This window comes from Arthrobacter sp. HLT1-20, from assembly GCF_054510895.1.
Genome location: NZ_JBTNDR010000016.1, coordinates 51,352 through 66,671 on the forward strand (window position 1 = coordinate 51,352; position 15,320 = coordinate 66,671).

General features: G+C 63.2%; 13 protein-coding genes. 8 read left to right on the forward strand and 5 right to left on the reverse strand.

The features are described from left to right. Positions 1 to 180 precede the first annotated feature (180 nt). The 4 genes from ACX80Q_RS10515 to ACX80Q_RS10530 all read left to right on the forward strand — a co-directional run bounded on the left by ACX80Q_RS10515 (position 181) and on the right by ACX80Q_RS10530 (position 4,884). Positions 181 to 1,386 (forward strand): heme/hemin ABC transporter substrate-binding protein, encoded by a 1,206-nt coding sequence (locus ACX80Q_RS10515; protein ID WP_459330477.1) that lies wholly within the window; start codon positions 181 to 183, stop codon positions 1,384 to 1,386. Beyond that, positions 1,383 to 2,570: a FecCD family ABC transporter permease gene (locus ACX80Q_RS10520; RefSeq protein ID WP_459330478.1), complete on the forward strand. Its 1,188-nt coding sequence runs from the start codon at positions 1,383 to 1,385 to the stop codon at positions 2,568 to 2,570. The genes ACX80Q_RS10515 and ACX80Q_RS10520 overlap by 4 nt, the downstream gene beginning before the upstream one ends. Continuing rightward, positions 2,567 to 3,397: a heme ABC transporter ATP-binding protein gene (locus ACX80Q_RS10525; protein ID WP_459330479.1), complete on the forward strand. Its 831-nt coding sequence runs from the start codon at positions 2,567 to 2,569 to the stop codon at positions 3,395 to 3,397. Before ACX80Q_RS10520 ends, ACX80Q_RS10525 begins: the two co-directional genes overlap by 4 nt. 77 nt (positions 3,398 to 3,474) lie before the next feature. Continuing rightward, positions 3,475 to 4,884 (forward strand): DUF2079 domain-containing protein, encoded by a 1,410-nt coding sequence (locus tag ACX80Q_RS10530; RefSeq protein ID WP_459330480.1) that lies wholly within the window; start codon positions 3,475 to 3,477, stop codon positions 4,882 to 4,884. A 6-nt stretch (positions 4,885 to 4,890) separates the two neighbouring features. Here ACX80Q_RS10530 and ACX80Q_RS10535 read toward each other — a convergent pair whose 3' ends face one another. The 3 genes from ACX80Q_RS10535 to ACX80Q_RS10545 all read right to left on the reverse strand — a co-directional run bounded on the left by ACX80Q_RS10535 (position 4,891) and on the right by ACX80Q_RS10545 (position 8,086). Then, a complete protein-coding gene (locus tag ACX80Q_RS10535) occupies positions 4,891 to 5,583 on the reverse strand; it encodes a biliverdin-producing heme oxygenase (RefSeq protein ID WP_459330481.1) in 693 nt (230 codons plus the stop codon). 109 nt (positions 5,584 to 5,692) lie between these two features. Continuing rightward, positions 5,693 to 6,970 carry an MFS transporter gene (locus ACX80Q_RS10540; protein WP_459330482.1) on the reverse strand — a complete coding sequence of 426 codons (1,278 nt, stop codon included), beginning with the start codon at positions 6,968 to 6,970 and terminating at the stop codon, positions 5,693 to 5,695. Between the two features lie 81 nt (positions 6,971 to 7,051). After that, on the reverse strand, positions 7,052 to 8,086 hold the full coding sequence (locus ACX80Q_RS10545; RefSeq protein ID WP_459330483.1) for a Gfo/Idh/MocA family protein: 1,035 nt from the start codon (positions 8,084 to 8,086) through the stop codon (positions 7,052 to 7,054). A gap of 52 nt (positions 8,087 to 8,138) precedes the next feature. On the opposite strand from ACX80Q_RS10545, the gene ACX80Q_RS10550 reads away from it, so the two are divergent. Next, a complete protein-coding gene (locus tag ACX80Q_RS10550) occupies positions 8,139 to 8,519 on the forward strand; it encodes a helix-turn-helix domain-containing protein (protein ID WP_459330484.1) in 381 nt (126 codons plus the stop codon). A 34-nt stretch (positions 8,520 to 8,553) separates the two neighbouring features. Here the strand turns inward: ACX80Q_RS10550 and ACX80Q_RS10555 are convergent, their stop codons facing one another. Beyond that, on the reverse strand, positions 8,554 to 9,777 hold the full coding sequence (locus ACX80Q_RS10555) for a PucR family transcriptional regulator (RefSeq protein WP_459330485.1): 1,224 nt from the start codon (positions 9,775 to 9,777) through the stop codon (positions 8,554 to 8,556). 220 nt (positions 9,778 to 9,997) lie between these two features. On the opposite strand from ACX80Q_RS10555, the gene ald reads away from it, so the two are divergent. From ald to ACX80Q_RS10570, 3 genes are all read left to right on the forward strand, one after another. After that, positions 9,998 to 11,110, forward strand: a complete 1,113-nt coding sequence (gene ald, locus ACX80Q_RS10560) for an alanine dehydrogenase (RefSeq protein WP_459330486.1) — start codon at positions 9,998 to 10,000, stop codon at positions 11,108 to 11,110. Between the two features lie 737 nt (positions 11,111 to 11,847). Then, positions 11,848 to 12,489 (forward strand): GerMN domain-containing protein, encoded by a 642-nt coding sequence (locus ACX80Q_RS10565; protein WP_459330487.1) that lies wholly within the window; start codon positions 11,848 to 11,850, stop codon positions 12,487 to 12,489. A 59-nt stretch (positions 12,490 to 12,548) separates the two neighbouring features. Then, positions 12,549 to 13,877: an aminotransferase-like domain-containing protein gene (locus ACX80Q_RS10570; RefSeq protein WP_459330488.1), complete on the forward strand. Its 1,329-nt coding sequence runs from the start codon at positions 12,549 to 12,551 to the stop codon at positions 13,875 to 13,877. 89 nt (positions 13,878 to 13,966) lie between these two features. Here the strand turns inward: ACX80Q_RS10570 and ACX80Q_RS10575 are convergent, their stop codons facing one another. After that, positions 13,967 to 15,313, reverse strand: a complete 1,347-nt coding sequence (locus tag ACX80Q_RS10575; RefSeq protein WP_459330489.1) for a dihydrolipoamide acetyltransferase family protein — start codon at positions 15,311 to 15,313, stop codon at positions 13,967 to 13,969. Between the last annotated feature and the right edge of the window lie 7 nt (positions 15,314 to 15,320).

A 15,320-nucleotide genomic window follows, 5' to 3' on the forward strand; every position in this document is an offset into this window, starting at 1 on the left:
GCGGAAATTCTGCCCAAGAAGTGCGTTTTGCAGCAGCTTTTACGGCCGGCATGATTACGCAAGATTAATTTGAGCTAAACATAACCTAACCTAGGGTAGGCTTACTTAAGAAACTTGATGGTTATTGTGTTACTCCTCGTACCGTCAGCTAGACCACTGCCGCTTCTCCCTGGGGATTCCATGAATTTTTCTGTGCCGCAATTACCCGCGCCCGCCGGTCGTTTTGGCCGTAAGAAAAGGGCAGCGGGCCTGTTGGCATCCCTGGCGGCCGTGGCCTTGCTGGCCAGCGGATGCGCACCGGCCACTCCCGGACCAAGCGGTACGGGTTCGACGCAGACGTCAGCGGCAAAACCTGCCGGCCCGGTTGCCGCCTGCACCGAAGGGACAGCCGGGAAGCTTCCTTTGCCTGCGGATTGGCAGGCCCCCAGCCCTGCAACCGGAGCCACGAAGACAGCCGCCAAGGCGCCAACCGGCCCGCAGACGGCCAATACTGCCGCAATCACCCTGCCCATCGTGGCCAACAAAGCCACTCCCACCCTTCCCACCACTGTGACGTCCTGTGACAAGCAACTGGTGGACGTCACCGATGTGAGCCGCATTGTCACGATCGACCTGAACGGCACCTTGACGGAGATTGTCCATGGCCTGGGACTGGGCGCAAACGTTGTTGGCCGGGACCGCGCTGCGGACTTCCCGCAGGCCGCCAACGCCACAGTGGTCACACCCACGGGGCACGACCTCAATGCCGAGGCCATCACGGCCCTGAACCCCAGTGTGGTCCTGACTGACACCACCATTGGCCCCCTGGAGGTTCAGGAGCAACTGCGGGCCGTGGGGATTCCAGTCATTTTCTTTGACCCCTCCCGCACACTGCCGGGCATCAGCCACCAGATCAACGCCGTTGCGGGAGCCCTCGGCGTAGCTGCTGCAGGGGTGGAGCTGAACAAGCTGGTGGGCGCCGACATGGTTGCCGCACTGTCCATGGTCCCCCAAGACTCGACGCCCACGCGAGTGGCCTTTCTCTACGTCCGCGGCACAGCCGGGGTCTATTTGATGGCCGGCCCCGGCTCCGGCGCCGACGACATGATCAAGGCGGTGGGGGCCACGGATGTTGGCACCGAAATCGGCCTGAAAATGCCGTTCACCCAGCTGACGTCCGAGGCCCTCATCAAGGCGGCCCCCGATGCCCTGCTGCTCATGACAGGCGGTCTGGAAAGCGTTGGTGGCGTGGATGGCCTGGTGAAGATTCAAGGGATAGCCCAGACCCCTGCCGGCGCCAACAAGCGGGTTGTTGACGTGGCCGACGGGACCTTACTCAGCTTTGGACCCCGCACGGGCCAGATCATCAAGGCACTCTCCCTGGCCGTTCATGGAGCGCCACAATGACAGCCACCATCCCTGCCGAGGCTGGCACCGAAACCCGCACCCCACAAGAATCCAAGGAATCGGCTGTGGCACCTAAACCGGGGCGGGCACCAACCAAGCGCACGGCCAAGGACCGCCTGATCTTGGGCACACTGGCAGCAGCCTTGGCGGTCACTGCTGTGGTCGCCGCCGGCACCGGACAGTTGCCCATTGCCCCCATGGAAGTTGTTGGCAGCATCATCCACGGGTTCAACAATTGGCTGCAGGGCTGGCTTGACTACTTCGGCACCGGATGGAACGCACCGTTCGGCGGAGCCCCCTTGCCCGAACACGCGAGGGGCTATGAAACCCTATGGTCAGTGCGCTTCCCCCGCGTGGTCTTGGCCATGATTGTTGGGGCAGCCCTAGCCTGCGCCGGCACCGTCATGCAGGGCGTCTTCGGCAATCCACTGGCGGAGCCGGCAGTGGTGGGGGTGTCATCAGGCGCCGCCGTAGGCGCAAGCACAGCCATTGTGACCGGTCTGGCCACCCAAGGAAACTGGGTCGTGGCAATCTTCGCGTTCCTGGGCGGCCTCATCACCACCTTGCTGGTCTACAGCCTCTCGCGCAGCAAGGGCCGTACGGAGGTGGTCACCCTGGTACTCACCGGCATTGCCGTCAATGCCTTCACCTTCGCCATGATCGCGTTCTACACCTACGTGGCCGATCCCAACGCCCGTGAACAGCTGATCTTCTGGCAATTGGGCAGCCTCAATGGTGCCAGCTGGCTCAGCGTGGCCTCGGTGCTGCCCTTGCTGCTAGCCGGCCTTCTCATGGCCTTTCTTGCCGCCGGACAACTGGACCTGCTGGCCCTAGGCGAACGGTCCGCCCGGCACTTGGGCGTCAATGTGGAACGGCTGCGCATGACCATGATTGTCACCGTGGCCCTGCTGGTGGGCGCGGGCGTGGCCTTCACCGGCATCGTGAGTTTTGTGGGCCTGGTGGTCCCCCACCTGATCCGCATCATTGCCGGCCCCGGACACAAGCTACTGCTCCCTGCCAGCGCACTCGGCGGCGCCCTTTTGGTCCTCCTGGCCGATCTTGGCGCCCGCACCCTTGTCACCTATTCCGACCTGCCGCTGGGCATGCTGACGGCCTTGATTGGCGGCCCGTTCTTCTTCTGGCTGCTGCGCCGGACCCGCAATGAACAAGGAGGCTGGGCGTGAGCCTGCTTGATCTTTTTCGCGCCCCTCCCACGGCCGTCCCGGAGCTTCTGGCCGCGGGGCAGGAGGCCCTTTCCTGCTCCGGCGCCAGTGTTGAGCTCGGCGGCCGGACAGTGTTGCAGGCCGTGGACCTGCCCATCCTGGCGGGCGAAGTTCTGGCCCTGGTTGGCCCCAACGGTGCCGGCAAGTCCACCCTATTGGCGGCCTTGGCCGGGGACGTTCCGCTGCGCAGTGGCCAGATCCGCCTAGCCGGGAAACCGCTGAAGCAATGGAGAGCGCAGGAGTTGGCCTTGCGCCGGGCGGTGCTGCTGCAACAGGTTCAGCTCAGCTTTCCCTTCAACGTTTTGGATGTGGTGCGGATGGGCAGGGCGCCCTGGTCCAATACTGACGCTGCCGAGCTCGACGACGAACTCGTGTCGGCTGCCATGCGCGCCACAGACGTCACGCACTTTGCGCACCGCAAGTTCTCCGACCTTTCCGGAGGGGAGAAGGCTCGGGTGGCATTGGCCCGGGTGCTGGCCCAGGATACGGCTGTCCTGATGCTTGATGAGCCCACGGCGGCCCTTGACCTGCGCCACCAGGAACTGGTCCTGCAGGTAGCACGGACCCACGCGGCCACAGGCCGGGCGGTGGTTGTGGTGCTGCACGATCTGAACCTTGCGGCAGGTTATGCGGACAAGGTGGCGGTGCTGGAGCAGGGCCACCTTGCAGCGCTGGGGACACCGGCAGAGGTCTTGACGGAGGAGCTGCTCAGCCGCGTGTACCAATACGGGATTGATGTGATGGGGCACCCCGTGAGCGGGCGCACGGTGGTCCTGCCGCGTCGTTGACGCGCAGGCAGAATCAACGGGTGTGCCGCTGGGTTCACAATGCCCGCAATGACCCGTCCGCGGCCTAGACTTTCAGGGTGACCACTGCACAAAAAACCCGACCGTCGGCCCCGGCCAGCCCGCAACGCCTGGCCGACTTTCAGCATGCCGCCACAACGCCCCTGGCCCTTTCGGGACTCGTGGGCGCCCTGGCGTTCGCCGTATATTCGGTCTACTCCTGGCTGCAGTGGCAAAGCTTCACCATCCGCTCCTGGGATTTGGGTATCTTCACCCAATTGGCGAAGGACTACGCCAGCCTGCGGCCCCCCATTGTTAGCCTGAAGGGCGAGGGTTACAACCTTTTAGGCGACCATTTCCATCCACTGCTGGTGCTGCTGGCACCTTTCTACCGCATATTCCCTAACGCGTATACCTTGCTGGTGGTGCAGAATATGCTTCTGGCCATCTCAGTGGTGGTGGTGTGCCACTTTGCCATCAAACGCTTGGGCAAAATTGCTGGCATGTGCCTAGGTGTTGCTTATGCGCTGAGCTGGGGCCTGCAATCGGCCATTGATGCGCAGTTCCACGAGATTGCCTTCGCCGTTCCACTGCTGGCCATCTCGCTAGTGGCGCTGCTGGAGGAACGGTGGCGTTCAGCCTGGGTTTGGGCTTCGCTGCTGGTCTTTGTCAAGGAAGACTTGGGCCTGACAGTGTTCGTCATTGGCCTGGTCATGGCGTGGCGGGCCCGGACTGCGGCCGGCTTGTGGTTGGCCGCATGGGGTGTTGGCTGGTTCATTCTGGCCACCAAGGTCATTTTGCCGGCCATGAACCCGGGAGACACATGGGCGTATCAAAGCCAACTCAATATTGCCGGCCTGCTCAGCGATCCGGCGTCGCTCTTTCACCCGGACAAGGTCACCACGGTCCTTTTGCTGATTGCCATCACAGCCGGACTGTGCCTGTTTTCACCCTTGACGTTGATCGCTTTACCCACCCTTGCATGGCGCTTCCTCTCGGAACTCCCCGTCTACTGGGGCCAGGAATGGCAGTACAGCGCCGTGCTCATGCCGGTGGTTTTCTGCGCCGCCATCGATGCCCTCTCACGGCGCAAGGTGCTCAACTCAGCACAGCTTCGACTACTCATGGGCGCCACGATGATGGTGCTTGCCGTGGTGCTGTCCAGCCAGTACGCGTTTGGGAAACTAGCCGACCCGGCCAAGCACTTCCCCCTGAACACGGTTGCGTCGTCGCAAAGCGCACTGGCAGCCGTGCCGGACGGAGTCACGGTCGAAACAGATATTTCGCTGATGAGCTACCTGGTTGACCGCACCGAAGTGTATTGGATCGGCAACCAAAACCCCGCCCCGGAGTACGTCTTGATCGACGTGTCCGGCCGCCCCGGGCTGTCCCCCACGGCCGCCGCCACCGAGGCTGAAGCACGCTTCCCCGGCACCCGATTCACCACCATTTATGCCGACGGCCGCTATCAGGTTGCCAAACGGCAATAGCGGGACCTAGGCTGCTGCGCGGGCGGCCGCCAGGTCAACAAACACTGCCCGGTTCAGTTCAAAGGACTCGGCCGCAAAGGTCAGGATGGCATCCTTCTGGGCGCGGCTGAAGGCTGTGGTGTCCAGGAGTTCGCGGTAGCCATCCTTGTACGGTTTGGGCTTGGCAATCTCGGGGAACGCGTAAAAGTTCAGGCCTTCATCGGCGATGCCGTAATGGCGCTGCACCATGCGGGAAATGATTAGGCCGCCGGACAAATCGCCCATGTAGCGCACATAGTGGTGGGCCAGCAGGAACTCGATGGATTCCTTGCCCATGGCGGCCAGTGCCTGCGCGTAGGCCACAGTGGCGGGGACAATGACAATCCTGCCGTCCGCTAGCTGCGCTTCCCAGTCCGCGCCGTGATGGTAGCCCATGTCGGCCTCCAGGGCCGCTACCCGGGCCAACTTCGGGTCGATAAAAGCACCCAGTTGCGGGTGGTCCACATGCGCCGCCAGGGCGTCTTCCAGTGCACGGTAGATGACCAGGCTCTGGTCCAGCAGGCTCACCAGGGCTGCGGTATCCAGTGTGCCAGCCATCAGCTCCGCCACAAATGCCGAGTCCTCGGCGGCCGTATGGGCCGCCGCCGTGTGGCTCTTCAGCTCCTGCGAGAGAGCCTCAGCGGAGTCGGGCAGAACGGTTTCAACAGCTGGTGCAGACATAGCGAACTCCATGATTAGGTAATGGTAACCTTAGCTAATCAGCTTTACTGACACTGTGTCAAGAAATTGGTGACACTGTGTCACTAGATGTCGAAAATTGCTGCCAGGCTCAGTCGACGCCCTTGATCTTCACCACAAAGACAGCCCCCATCAGGCCAATGATCGCCGCCGCCACGTAGAGGGTCACGTAGCCACCAAAGAGGGTGACCAGGGGCAACGCAATGAGGGGGGCGATGACCTGCGGCAGGGAATTGGCCACATTGATCACGCCAAGATCCTTGCCGCGGCTCTCCGCGTGCGGCAGCACCTGGGTCAGGAGTGCAAAGTCCACGGCCAGATAGGCCCCGTAGCCAATACCAAGGACCGCTGCGCCAACCAGCGCGCCCGTCCAGGTGGGGGCGAACGCCAGGATAAGTGCCGCCAGGGCGATGATGGCCGAGGACCCGATGACGAAGGGCTTGCGCCGCCCCACCCTGTCGGTCCAGCGCCCGCCAATCACGGCCGTCACAAGGGTCAGAATGGCGTAAATACCGGTCAGGATCAGGACCCCGAATTCCGGGTTGTCAAAGCCAACGGCGTCGCGCAGGAAAAACAGCAAGTACAAGGTGACCATATGGTTGCCCACATTGACAAGGAACCGGGTGATCCACGCCCAGGCAAAGTCCGGGTAGAGCCTGGGGGAAATCCAAAAACCCTTGACGAAGCCTGACCAGGTGAACGGTGGCCTGTCCTCGCGGCGCAGCACAATATCATTGGAGTAGAACAAATAGGGCACCATCCCCGCCACCAGGGCAATTGCGCACAGTACATAGCCCAGGGCGAAGTTGCCGGCCACCACTGCACCCACCGCGGCACCGAACAGAATGCCAATCACCGTGCCCATGGAGGCCAGGCCGCCAATAGTTCCGCGCTGGTGGACGGGGGCTTGATCGGGTACGGCTGCGGTGATGGCGGCGAGGGCGCCGTTGCAGCCCAATTGGACCAGGCACCACAGCAGCGTCACTGCGGCAACTGTTGGGGCAACCGTCAAGCCCAGCAGGCCGATGGTCCCCAGCAGCGCCCCGATGAATACCCAGGGCACTCGTCTGCCAAAACGCGAGTCGGACCTGTCACTGAACGTCCCGAAGAGCGGGTTTGCCACCAGGGAGACGGCGGCCCCGGCGCCGGTGACCAGGGCAAGGATGCCTTCTTTGTCCGCCTCGTTGATGGCTATGGCCTGTTGTCCCAGCAGGACCTGGATGGGTCCAAAGAAGGAGGTGTTAATGCCAACGTTGACAAGAATGACCGCGAAAATCCACTTCTTGCCCACGTCCTTGCTTGGCTCGGCAAATGCTGCCGTGGACGACGCCGGAGCGGGCGGGGTGCCGCTTCCCTTGGATGTGGTCATGTCCCCCAGCTTTCGCAGTTCCTAGCGCGTGATGCGAAGGTGGTGCACCACAGGCTTCGCTTCGCAACAGCTTACGTCGATTTACCCCAATTGCGCCCGAACTTTCTCTATGATCCGCAACGCAGCCACGGAATCCGCAGGGTCGACAGGCACCGGCCCGCCACGGAGCATGGCACCCGCCAGGAGCTCATAGTAGCTAGCAAAGCTGGCCCGCTCGGTGGGCACCTTCTCCAGCGAGCCGTCCCTGCCCACAACGCCCCAGTTTTCTTCGGGGTCCACTCCGTACTGCGGGTCACCCGGCTGCATGCCTCCCACGAGCTGGGACTCCTGGACGTCTGCCGTTTGCTTGATGTAGGCGGCCTCAGATCCCACTACACGCAGGCGGGGTCCCAGTTGCGGGGCATTGAGGTTCATCCAGAGGTGGGAAATGACCCCGCCAACATGTTCCAGTGCCACAAAGGCGTCGTCGTCGGCCAGCTCCTGGGGCCGGCGTGCCGCCAGCTCACCATAGACCCGCGTGGCGGGGCCAAAAAGTTGCAGGGCCTGGTCAATCAGGTGCGTGCCAAGGTCAAAGAGAATGCCGCCACCACCGTCAACGGTGGCCTTGGCCTTCCATTCCTTGGTGATGGCCGGCTGCCAGCGTTCCAGCCGGGACTCGAAACGGCGAATCTGCCCCAACCGCCCCTGCCCCATGAGCTTCTTCAGCGTCAATATTTCTGCGTCCCAGCGGCGGTTTTGGTACGTTGTCAACAGCAGGCCCCGCTCCTGGGCCAGGGCGATCAGCGCCTCACCCTCGGCGCTTGTCACGGTGAAGGGTTTGTCCACCACCACGGCACAGCCGGCCTCCAGCGCATCCCGGGTGAGACGCCCATGCGTTGCCGGGGGAGTTCCCACCACCACAAGGTCAATGCCTTGGTGAAATCCAGGCACAGCCCACGCCGCCCGGTCGATGACGCGGGCCGCAGGATACGCCGCCCGGGCCTGCGCCTGGCGCTGCGGATCGGAGGTGACTATCACGTCAAGGCTGAAGTCCTGCAGCGAAGCTATTGCCGGGGCATGGAAAATGCTGCCGGCATGGCCAAAACCGAGCAGGGCCGTGCGGATTTTCTGCGTCATGGGCATTACATTACCGGGCACTGGTGGGCAGCGGCGCGATAAAGTATGAGCCATGACCCTCGACGCTCCTCGCAGCAGTTCCGGCCTTTCTCCAGCGGAGCAACAGGCACTGGCCCGCACCCTGGGCGACAGTGACGACGTCACAGTATTCGTTGACGGCACAGCGCACCGCCTGCCGCCGGGAGCCACAGATGCCGTGTTGGACTTATTGCGCAGGCTTTCGCGCGGAGATGCCGTGACAGTTGCGAGCGTGGCTGAGCTGTTGACCACCTCCCAGGCAGCCGAACTGGCCGGGATTTCCCACACCTTCTTGCGCAATATGACGGACAGGGGTGAGATACCCGTGCAGTACCGCGGCACGCACCGGAGGATTCGCAGCCAGGACATCATGGCGTGGCTGGAGAGCCAAAAGGCTGCTGCACCACAAGCCTAAACGTCCGCCTCGCCGGAAAGTAGCTTGAGCCTCGCTACAAACGGGGCCGGGCGGCCCACCGCGCCGCCTTCAATGCCAGGTGCAGTTCCAGGCGCACCCGCCCGGACAGCGGATCCGCGCCGATGATGCCCCGCACCCGGCTCAGCCTGTTGTACACACTGGAGCGGTGCAGGTGCAACTGCTCCGCAACCCTGGCCACGGCACCGTCGCTGTCATACAGCAATTCCAAAACGGGAAACAGCTCTAGGGCACCGTCGCGATCGCGCAGCAAACGGTAGTACACACTGTCCTCGGGGTCGGCGGCGCCGCCGGCCAGGACCTCATAGACGCCCGCCCCGCGCACATCAAGAATTTCACCCAGAGCCGGGTCCACCACAGCCGCCTGGGCGGCAATGTGTGACTCCACGTTGGCCACGGGCAGGGCCCGCAGGGACACGAAAGGTTCACTGATGCCCATCACCACACGCTGCGGCGGAATTCCAGTCCTTTTGGTAAGTTCGGCCGCGTACCGCGAAAGCACTGCGGCGTGGCTGCTGCGCCCGGGCGTGTGCCGGAACAATAGCGAGGAATGGGTGGGCATGCCTGCGCTGAAAAGGGCCTCGTGCACACCAATGGTGCCCTGCAGGCCTGCGCTGCGGTGGATCAATGCCGCAGCCAGTGGGTCCGTGACCCGGGGCACTGCGGACGGTCCGGGAATTCCGGGTGCCGCGTACAAGGTTGCCATCTGCCAGGGGCCGTTTTGGCGGATCTCGGGCCATTCGCCCAGAACATCGATCGCGCGCTTGTCCCCCGACACGGCGGCCAGAAATTGTTGTTCCCGCAGCTGGCGGACACTGGACTCGGCAGTGTTGGAGTCCAGCAGCAGTGTGGCCAGCAGATCCAGCGAGTCCCTGACCTGCGGCAGTTCGGCGAGGATCGCCGTCGCACTGGGTTCCTGCACATCCTGCTGGACCCACAGGTAGCCAACCCGGAAACCGCGCACCAGCAGCGGCACACACACCCGGCCCAACATGCCCAGGCCGTCATTGGCAGGGATCACCACGGGCCGAACAGCACTGGCGATGCCGTGTGAAAGCTGCCAGGCGCTGACATCGGCCGGGACACGCTTGCTCAGCAGGAAGTTCACCCGCACCCTGTCGGCATGGGACTGGTTGGCGCTGTAGGCCAGGAGCAGCCCGTCGAGGTCCTCGAGGGACAGTCCGCGGCCCAATTGGAGGGCCAGTTGCTCCACGAGGTTTTCTATCTCCGGATTGCGCATGAAATCAGCGTAGTGGAGTAGCACGACAACAGGCGACACTTGAACTCCAGGCGCTCGACAACTGTCGAGCCGTGGCGGGCAAAATTGCCGACATCACGGGGATTGCCCGCCCTCCCGGCAGTAAGGGGCTATGAAGTACTTCACAAGACGGCTCTAATGTAGTCAATACATCAACAGCGTCCGGGCGCAAGCCCACCGCACCGAAATGAAGGACAAAATCATGATTATCGGCGTTCCCAAAGAGATCAAGAACAACGAGTTCCGCGTGGCCATGACGGCGTCGGGCGTCCACGAACTCACGCGCCACGGGCACACTGTTTTGATTGAACGCGGTGCGGGCGTTGGCTCAAGCATTTCCGATGAAGAGTATGCAACCTCCGGCGCGGAGCTGGTTGTTGACGCAGCCGAGGTGTGGGGCCGTGCCGACATGGTGGTCAAGGTCAAGGAACCCATCAGTGTTGAGTACCCGCACTTCCGCAAGGGCCTGATCCTGTTCACGTACCTTCATCTGGCTGCCGAGGCCGAGCTGACGAAGGCGCTTATGGAGTCCGGCGTGACGGCCATCGCCTACGAGACCGTGCAGATTGGCCGCACCCTGCCGTTGTTGGCGCCCATGTCCGAGGTTGCCGGCCGCTTGTCAGTCCAAGTGGGCGCCCAGTGCCTGACAGCTCCTGCCGGCGGCAAGGGCATCCTGCTGGGCGGCGTCCCCGGCGTTCGCCCGGCCAACGTTGTCATTCTCGGGGCTGGCGTGTCCGGCACCAACGCCGCTGCCATGGCCATTGGCGCTGGCGCCGACGTCACCATTTTGGACATCAACATTGACCGCCTGCACCAGCTGGACGACCACTACCAGGGTCGCCTGAAGACAGTGGCGTCCAACACCCTGGAGATTGAGCGCTCCCTCATGGCTGCGGACCTGGTCATCGGCTCAGTGCTGATCCCCGGCGCCAAGGCACCCAAGCTGGTCACCAATGAGATGGTGTCCCGCATGAAGCCGGGTTCTGTCCTGGTGGACATCGCTGTGGATCAGGGCGGCTGCTTCGAGGACACGCATCCCACCACCCACGCGGACCCCACCTTCAAGGTCCACAACTCCGTGTTCTACTGCGTGGCGAACATGCCCGGCGCCGTACCGAACACCTCGACCTACGCACTGACCAATGTGACCCTGCGCTATGCGGTGGCGTTGGCCAATTTGGGTGTTGTCGGAGCCCTCGAGGCGGACCCGGCTCTGGCTGCGGGCCTGAATGTGGCCGGCGGCCAGGTGGCCCACCACTCGGTCTCCAGCGCCCACGAGCTGCCCCTGGCAGCGGACTGGCGCCAGCTGGTCTAGTACCAACCACCCGCTTAACAGCCGACGGCGTGCCATACCGGTGGGAACGTGTGAATTTCGCACTCCACTGGCAGGGCCCCAGCCACGAGGGCCCCGAGACGAGCTTGCGAGTCTTGGGCGTGGCTGGGGGCCGCCGTCGGAGGTAAAGAGTGGCAGGAATTCCTCGACGCACCTCTCCACACAGCAGTAGTGTCCGTTCTGGAAACCGACGAAAATCCAGCAAGGAGCCACAGTGCCCGCCCAGGCCACTTCCCTCGACGGAACCCGCATTGCCTGCGACTCCCAGGGCACAGGTCCCGTGGTCATTCTTGTCGCCGGTGCCAAGCAATTTCGCGCCTTGACCCGGCAACCTCTGCCATGGCGGCCCTGCTCGCCGCCGAGGGATTTACTGTGATCAATTTTGACCAGCGTGGCCCACTATGACGTCCATGGGACCCGTCACTGGAGCCGGATTCCCAACCCCTGGCGTAGATCCAGAGCGCACCCAGGGCTGAATCCTTCGCCACCAACTTGCCCCATGCAACCGTGGGGGAACTGCCCGCGGCGAACCACCGTTGGGAGCCAGAGGTGATGGCGCGGCGGGTGGCGGCGTTCCTGAAGGACAACCCGGCGTGACCTGACTGCAATGACGTTGCAGTTGGGCGCACTTTGCGCCTTCCAGCTATCGCTGTACAGGCAGCTGCCCTAGCGTGGTTCCATGGAGATCGAGTGTCCCCATGGACTGCGGGGAGGGCGTCATGCGTGGCAATGGACAAGCAGCAGTTTTGGCACTCGTCTGTGGCATAGTTTTGCTGCTCACGGGGTGCATGAGCCCTTTTGTAACACCTGAGTCAACCCTCCCTGCAACAACCCAGTCGCCTGTTGGCAACCCCAGCAGCGGCGGAGCAGCCAGCGGGAGCCAGGGTCCGGCGTCGAGCCTTCCAGAGATAAGCGAGACAGGCGACCTGGGCGGCAACGAGCCCACCGTCATGCCCACCTCGGCATCTGTGACAGTTTTCTATATTGCCCAGGGTGATTCCGGGACCGCCGGATCAACCCTGGGCTGCGGGGACAGCGTGGTGGCCGTGACAAGTGCCACCGTCACCTTCACCGACCCCGTGGAGGGTGCACTGCGGACCCTGTTGGCGAACCATTCGGCGCAGCTTGGGCAGTCGGGCCTGAGCAACGCACTGTGGCAATCCGCGCTGAAGGTGGACTCCGTGGACCGGTCCGGGAGCAATATCACAGCGCAGCTAAGCGGCACGCTGACTCTGGCGGGCGAATGCGACATTCCCCGCGTGGAGCAGCAACTTCTGCGCACGGCCCAGCAGGCGGCAGGAGCCCCGGTGGCCATCACGGTCAACGGAAAAACGTTGAGTGATGCGTTGAGTCTGAAGTAGCAGGCACAATGGAAAAACTTTTGATGCCTATTTAGCAACATTGGTTATATCCTGAGCACGTGAATACTCCAAGCTCAGGCGCCAACGCTGCCGCCGAAACACTGTCCGAAGAAGCAGTCGACGCCCTGTCCCGGGCCGCCCTAGCAACAGCCGCCACGGGCACCGCCGGCGCCGCCGTACACAGGCACGAGGCACTGCTTTCGGCCCGCGCTGCCAACATCAAGCAGTCGGCTGTGCGTGATGTATTTGAGGTTTCCATGCAACCGGGCTTGGTGTCACTGGCCGGCGGCAATCCGTACCTGCAGTCGCTGCCGCTGGACCGCTTGGCTGGCACGGCAGCAGCCGTCATTGCTGAACACGGTCTGGAGGCGCTGCAGTACGGTGGCGGGCAGGGCACCCAGGAATTGCGCGAGCAGATTTGTGCTGTCATGGCTGCCGAGGGAATTCTGGACGCGGATCCGGACAACGTTGTCATCACCGCCGGTTCCCAGTCAGCCCAGGACGTTGCCGCGAAGGTCTTCTGCGATCCGGGGGATGTCATCCTGCTAGAGGACCCCACCTACGTGGGCGCGCTAAACACCTTTGAAGCCTATGAGGTGGATGTTCAGCCCGTTGCTGGCGATGAGCACGGCCTGATTCCCGCGGCCCTGCGCAGCACCATTGCGCAACTGCAGGCCGCGGGCAAGCGCATCAAATTGCTCTACACCATCCCCAATTTCAACAACCCGTCTGGGGTGATGTTGGCGCCGGAACGCCGGCAGGAAATTGTTGACATATGCCGCGAGGCGAATATTCTTGTGCTGGAGGACAACCCTTACGGGCTCTTGAAGTTCGACGGCGTCCTGCCGGAGCCGCTGCGTGCGGCCAACCCCGAGGACGTGCTGTATCTGGGCTCGTTCTCAAAGATTTTTGCACCGGGCCTGCGCATTGGCTGGGCCCTTGTGCCGGCCCACTTAAAGCAGCGCTACTACCTAGCCAGCGAAGCCGTCACGCTGTGCCCGCCCACGTTCAACCAGCTGCTGGTCAGCGACTACCTGCGCAATTACGACTGGCGCGGCCAGATCAGCACCTACCGCGCACTGTACGCGGAGCGTTGTGCGGCATTGCTGGCAGCACTGACGGAGTTCATGCCTGCGGGCGTGCAATGGACCCGCCCCGAAGGCGGCTTCTTCGTGTGGCTGACCCTCCCGGAAGGCATCGACACATACCCCTTGCTGTACAAGGGCATCGACGCCGGCGTGGTCTTTGTTCCGGGGGCCGCGTTCTCGGCATCCCACGCGCCCAGCAACAAACTGCGGCTCGCCTTTAGCGCCGTGCCGCCGGAAACCCTGCGCGAAGGCGTCAAGCGCCTGGCCCCCGTCCTTGCGGAAGCCATCGCGGCCCAGTAAACCGCATTAGTCAACTGACCCGCAGAAAACGGCGAAAAATCACGGTTTTACCGTGATTTTCGCCGTTTTCTGCGGGTCAGATGGAAAAACTAGTCCAGCAGGAGCGCGGGCTCCTCCATGATGGCCGCAACGTCCGCCATGAAGCGGGCGGACAGGTCGCCGTCAACCACGCGGTGATCGAACGAGCCGCCCAAGGTGGTGATCCAGCGCGGAATGACTTCCCCATCCAGCACCCACGGCTTTTGCTTGATGGTGCCAAACGCCACGATGGCCACCTCGCCCGGGTTGATGATGGGCGTGCCCGTGTCAATGCCCAGGGCGCCAATGTTGGTGACAGTCAGCGAGCCGCCCTGCATGTCCGCCGGCTGTGTCTTGCCGGCGCGCGCGGTGGTCGCCAGCGAGTTCAGGGCGATGGCCAGCTCCTTCAGGGACAGGTTCTGGGCGTCCTTGATATTCGGCACCATGAGCCCGCGCGGGGTTGCCGCGGCAATGCCCAGGTTCATGAAGTGCTTGATGATGATCTCATCGCCGGTCCAGGTGGCGTTCACCGATGGGTTGCGTGCGGCAGCCCAAATAACGGCCTTGGCCAGTATCAGCAGCGGCGAAACCTTGATGCCCTCAAAGTCGCGGGAAACCTTCAGGCGCTTGACGAACTCCATGGTGCGCGAAGCGTCGACATCCACAAAAATGCTCACATGCGGGGCCGAGAACGCACTTTCCACCATGGCCTTGGCCGTCGCCTTGCGCACTCCCCTGACCTTGATGCGCTCAATGCGCGGATCGTCGGCCAGCCCCGTGCCCGTGGAGGGCGCCCAGAAGGTACCGGCGCCGTCCTGCTCGGCCGTACGCTGGTCCTGGTAGCTGAGCAGGTCCTTCTTGGTCACTTCACCGCGCAGGCCAGTAGGCGACACGTCAGCCAGGTCGATCCCCAGATCCTTCGCCGCCTTGCGCACGGGCGGCTTGGCCAGCACGCGGTTGGGCCGTGCCGCCACAGGTGTAGGGATGCTCGACGCCGGAGCCTGGGTAGGTGCCGGTGCTGCGGCGGGCGCGGGTACAAGAGTGGCCACGGCGGGAGTCGAACCAGCCCGGGGACGGCGCTTGACGGCGTCGGCCTTGGGACCGGAGCCAACTAGCGGCTTCATGACCTCGGCCTCGGGCGCCGGGGCAGCAGGCGGGGCAGCAGGCGCCGAAGTCTCGGAACCAATGGCGATGATGGGCGTGCCCACATCCACCGTGTCACCCTCGGCAACCATCAACTGGGCCACCACACCCGCATACGGTGAGGGCAATTCAACAATTGACTTGGCTGTTTCAATCTCCACGATCACGTCATTGACGGCAACAACGTCGCCCAGCTTGACCTTCCAGGAGACGATCTCAGCCTCCAGGAGACCCTCGCCAACATCGGGCAGATTGAACAAAAACAGGTCCGACATGGTGGGC

Bases quoted from the DNA above. Each gene is read 5' to 3' on its own strand.
- ACX80Q_RS10515 (WP_459330477.1), top strand. From the start codon at position 181: ATGAATTTTTCTGTGCCGCAATTACCCGCGCCCGCCGGTCGTTTTGGC.
- ACX80Q_RS10520 (WP_459330478.1), top strand. From the start codon at position 1,383: ATGACAGCCACCATCCCTGCCGAGGCTGGCACCGAAACCCGCACCCCA.
- ACX80Q_RS10535 (WP_459330481.1), bottom strand. From the start codon at position 5,583: ATGTCTGCACCAGCTGTTGAAACCGTTCTGCCCGACTCCGCTGAGGCT.
- ACX80Q_RS10540 (WP_459330482.1), bottom strand. From the start codon at position 6,970: ATGACCACATCCAAGGGAAGCGGCACCCCGCCCGCTCCGGCGTCGTCC.
- ACX80Q_RS10545 (WP_459330483.1), bottom strand. From the start codon at position 8,086: ATGACGCAGAAAATCCGCACGGCCCTGCTCGGTTTTGGCCATGCCGGC.
- ACX80Q_RS10550 (WP_459330484.1), top strand. From the start codon at position 8,139: ATGACCCTCGACGCTCCTCGCAGCAGTTCCGGCCTTTCTCCAGCGGAG.
- ACX80Q_RS10555 (WP_459330485.1), bottom strand. From the start codon at position 9,777: ATGCGCAATCCGGAGATAGAAAACCTCGTGGAGCAACTGGCCCTCCAA.
- ald (WP_459330486.1), top strand. From the start codon at position 9,998: ATGATTATCGGCGTTCCCAAAGAGATCAAGAACAACGAGTTCCGCGTG.
- ACX80Q_RS10565 (WP_459330487.1), top strand. From the start codon at position 11,848: ATGCGTGGCAATGGACAAGCAGCAGTTTTGGCACTCGTCTGTGGCATA.
- ACX80Q_RS10575 (WP_459330489.1), bottom strand. From the start codon at position 15,313: ATGTCGGACCTGTTTTTGTTCAATCTGCCCGATGTTGGCGAGGGTCTC.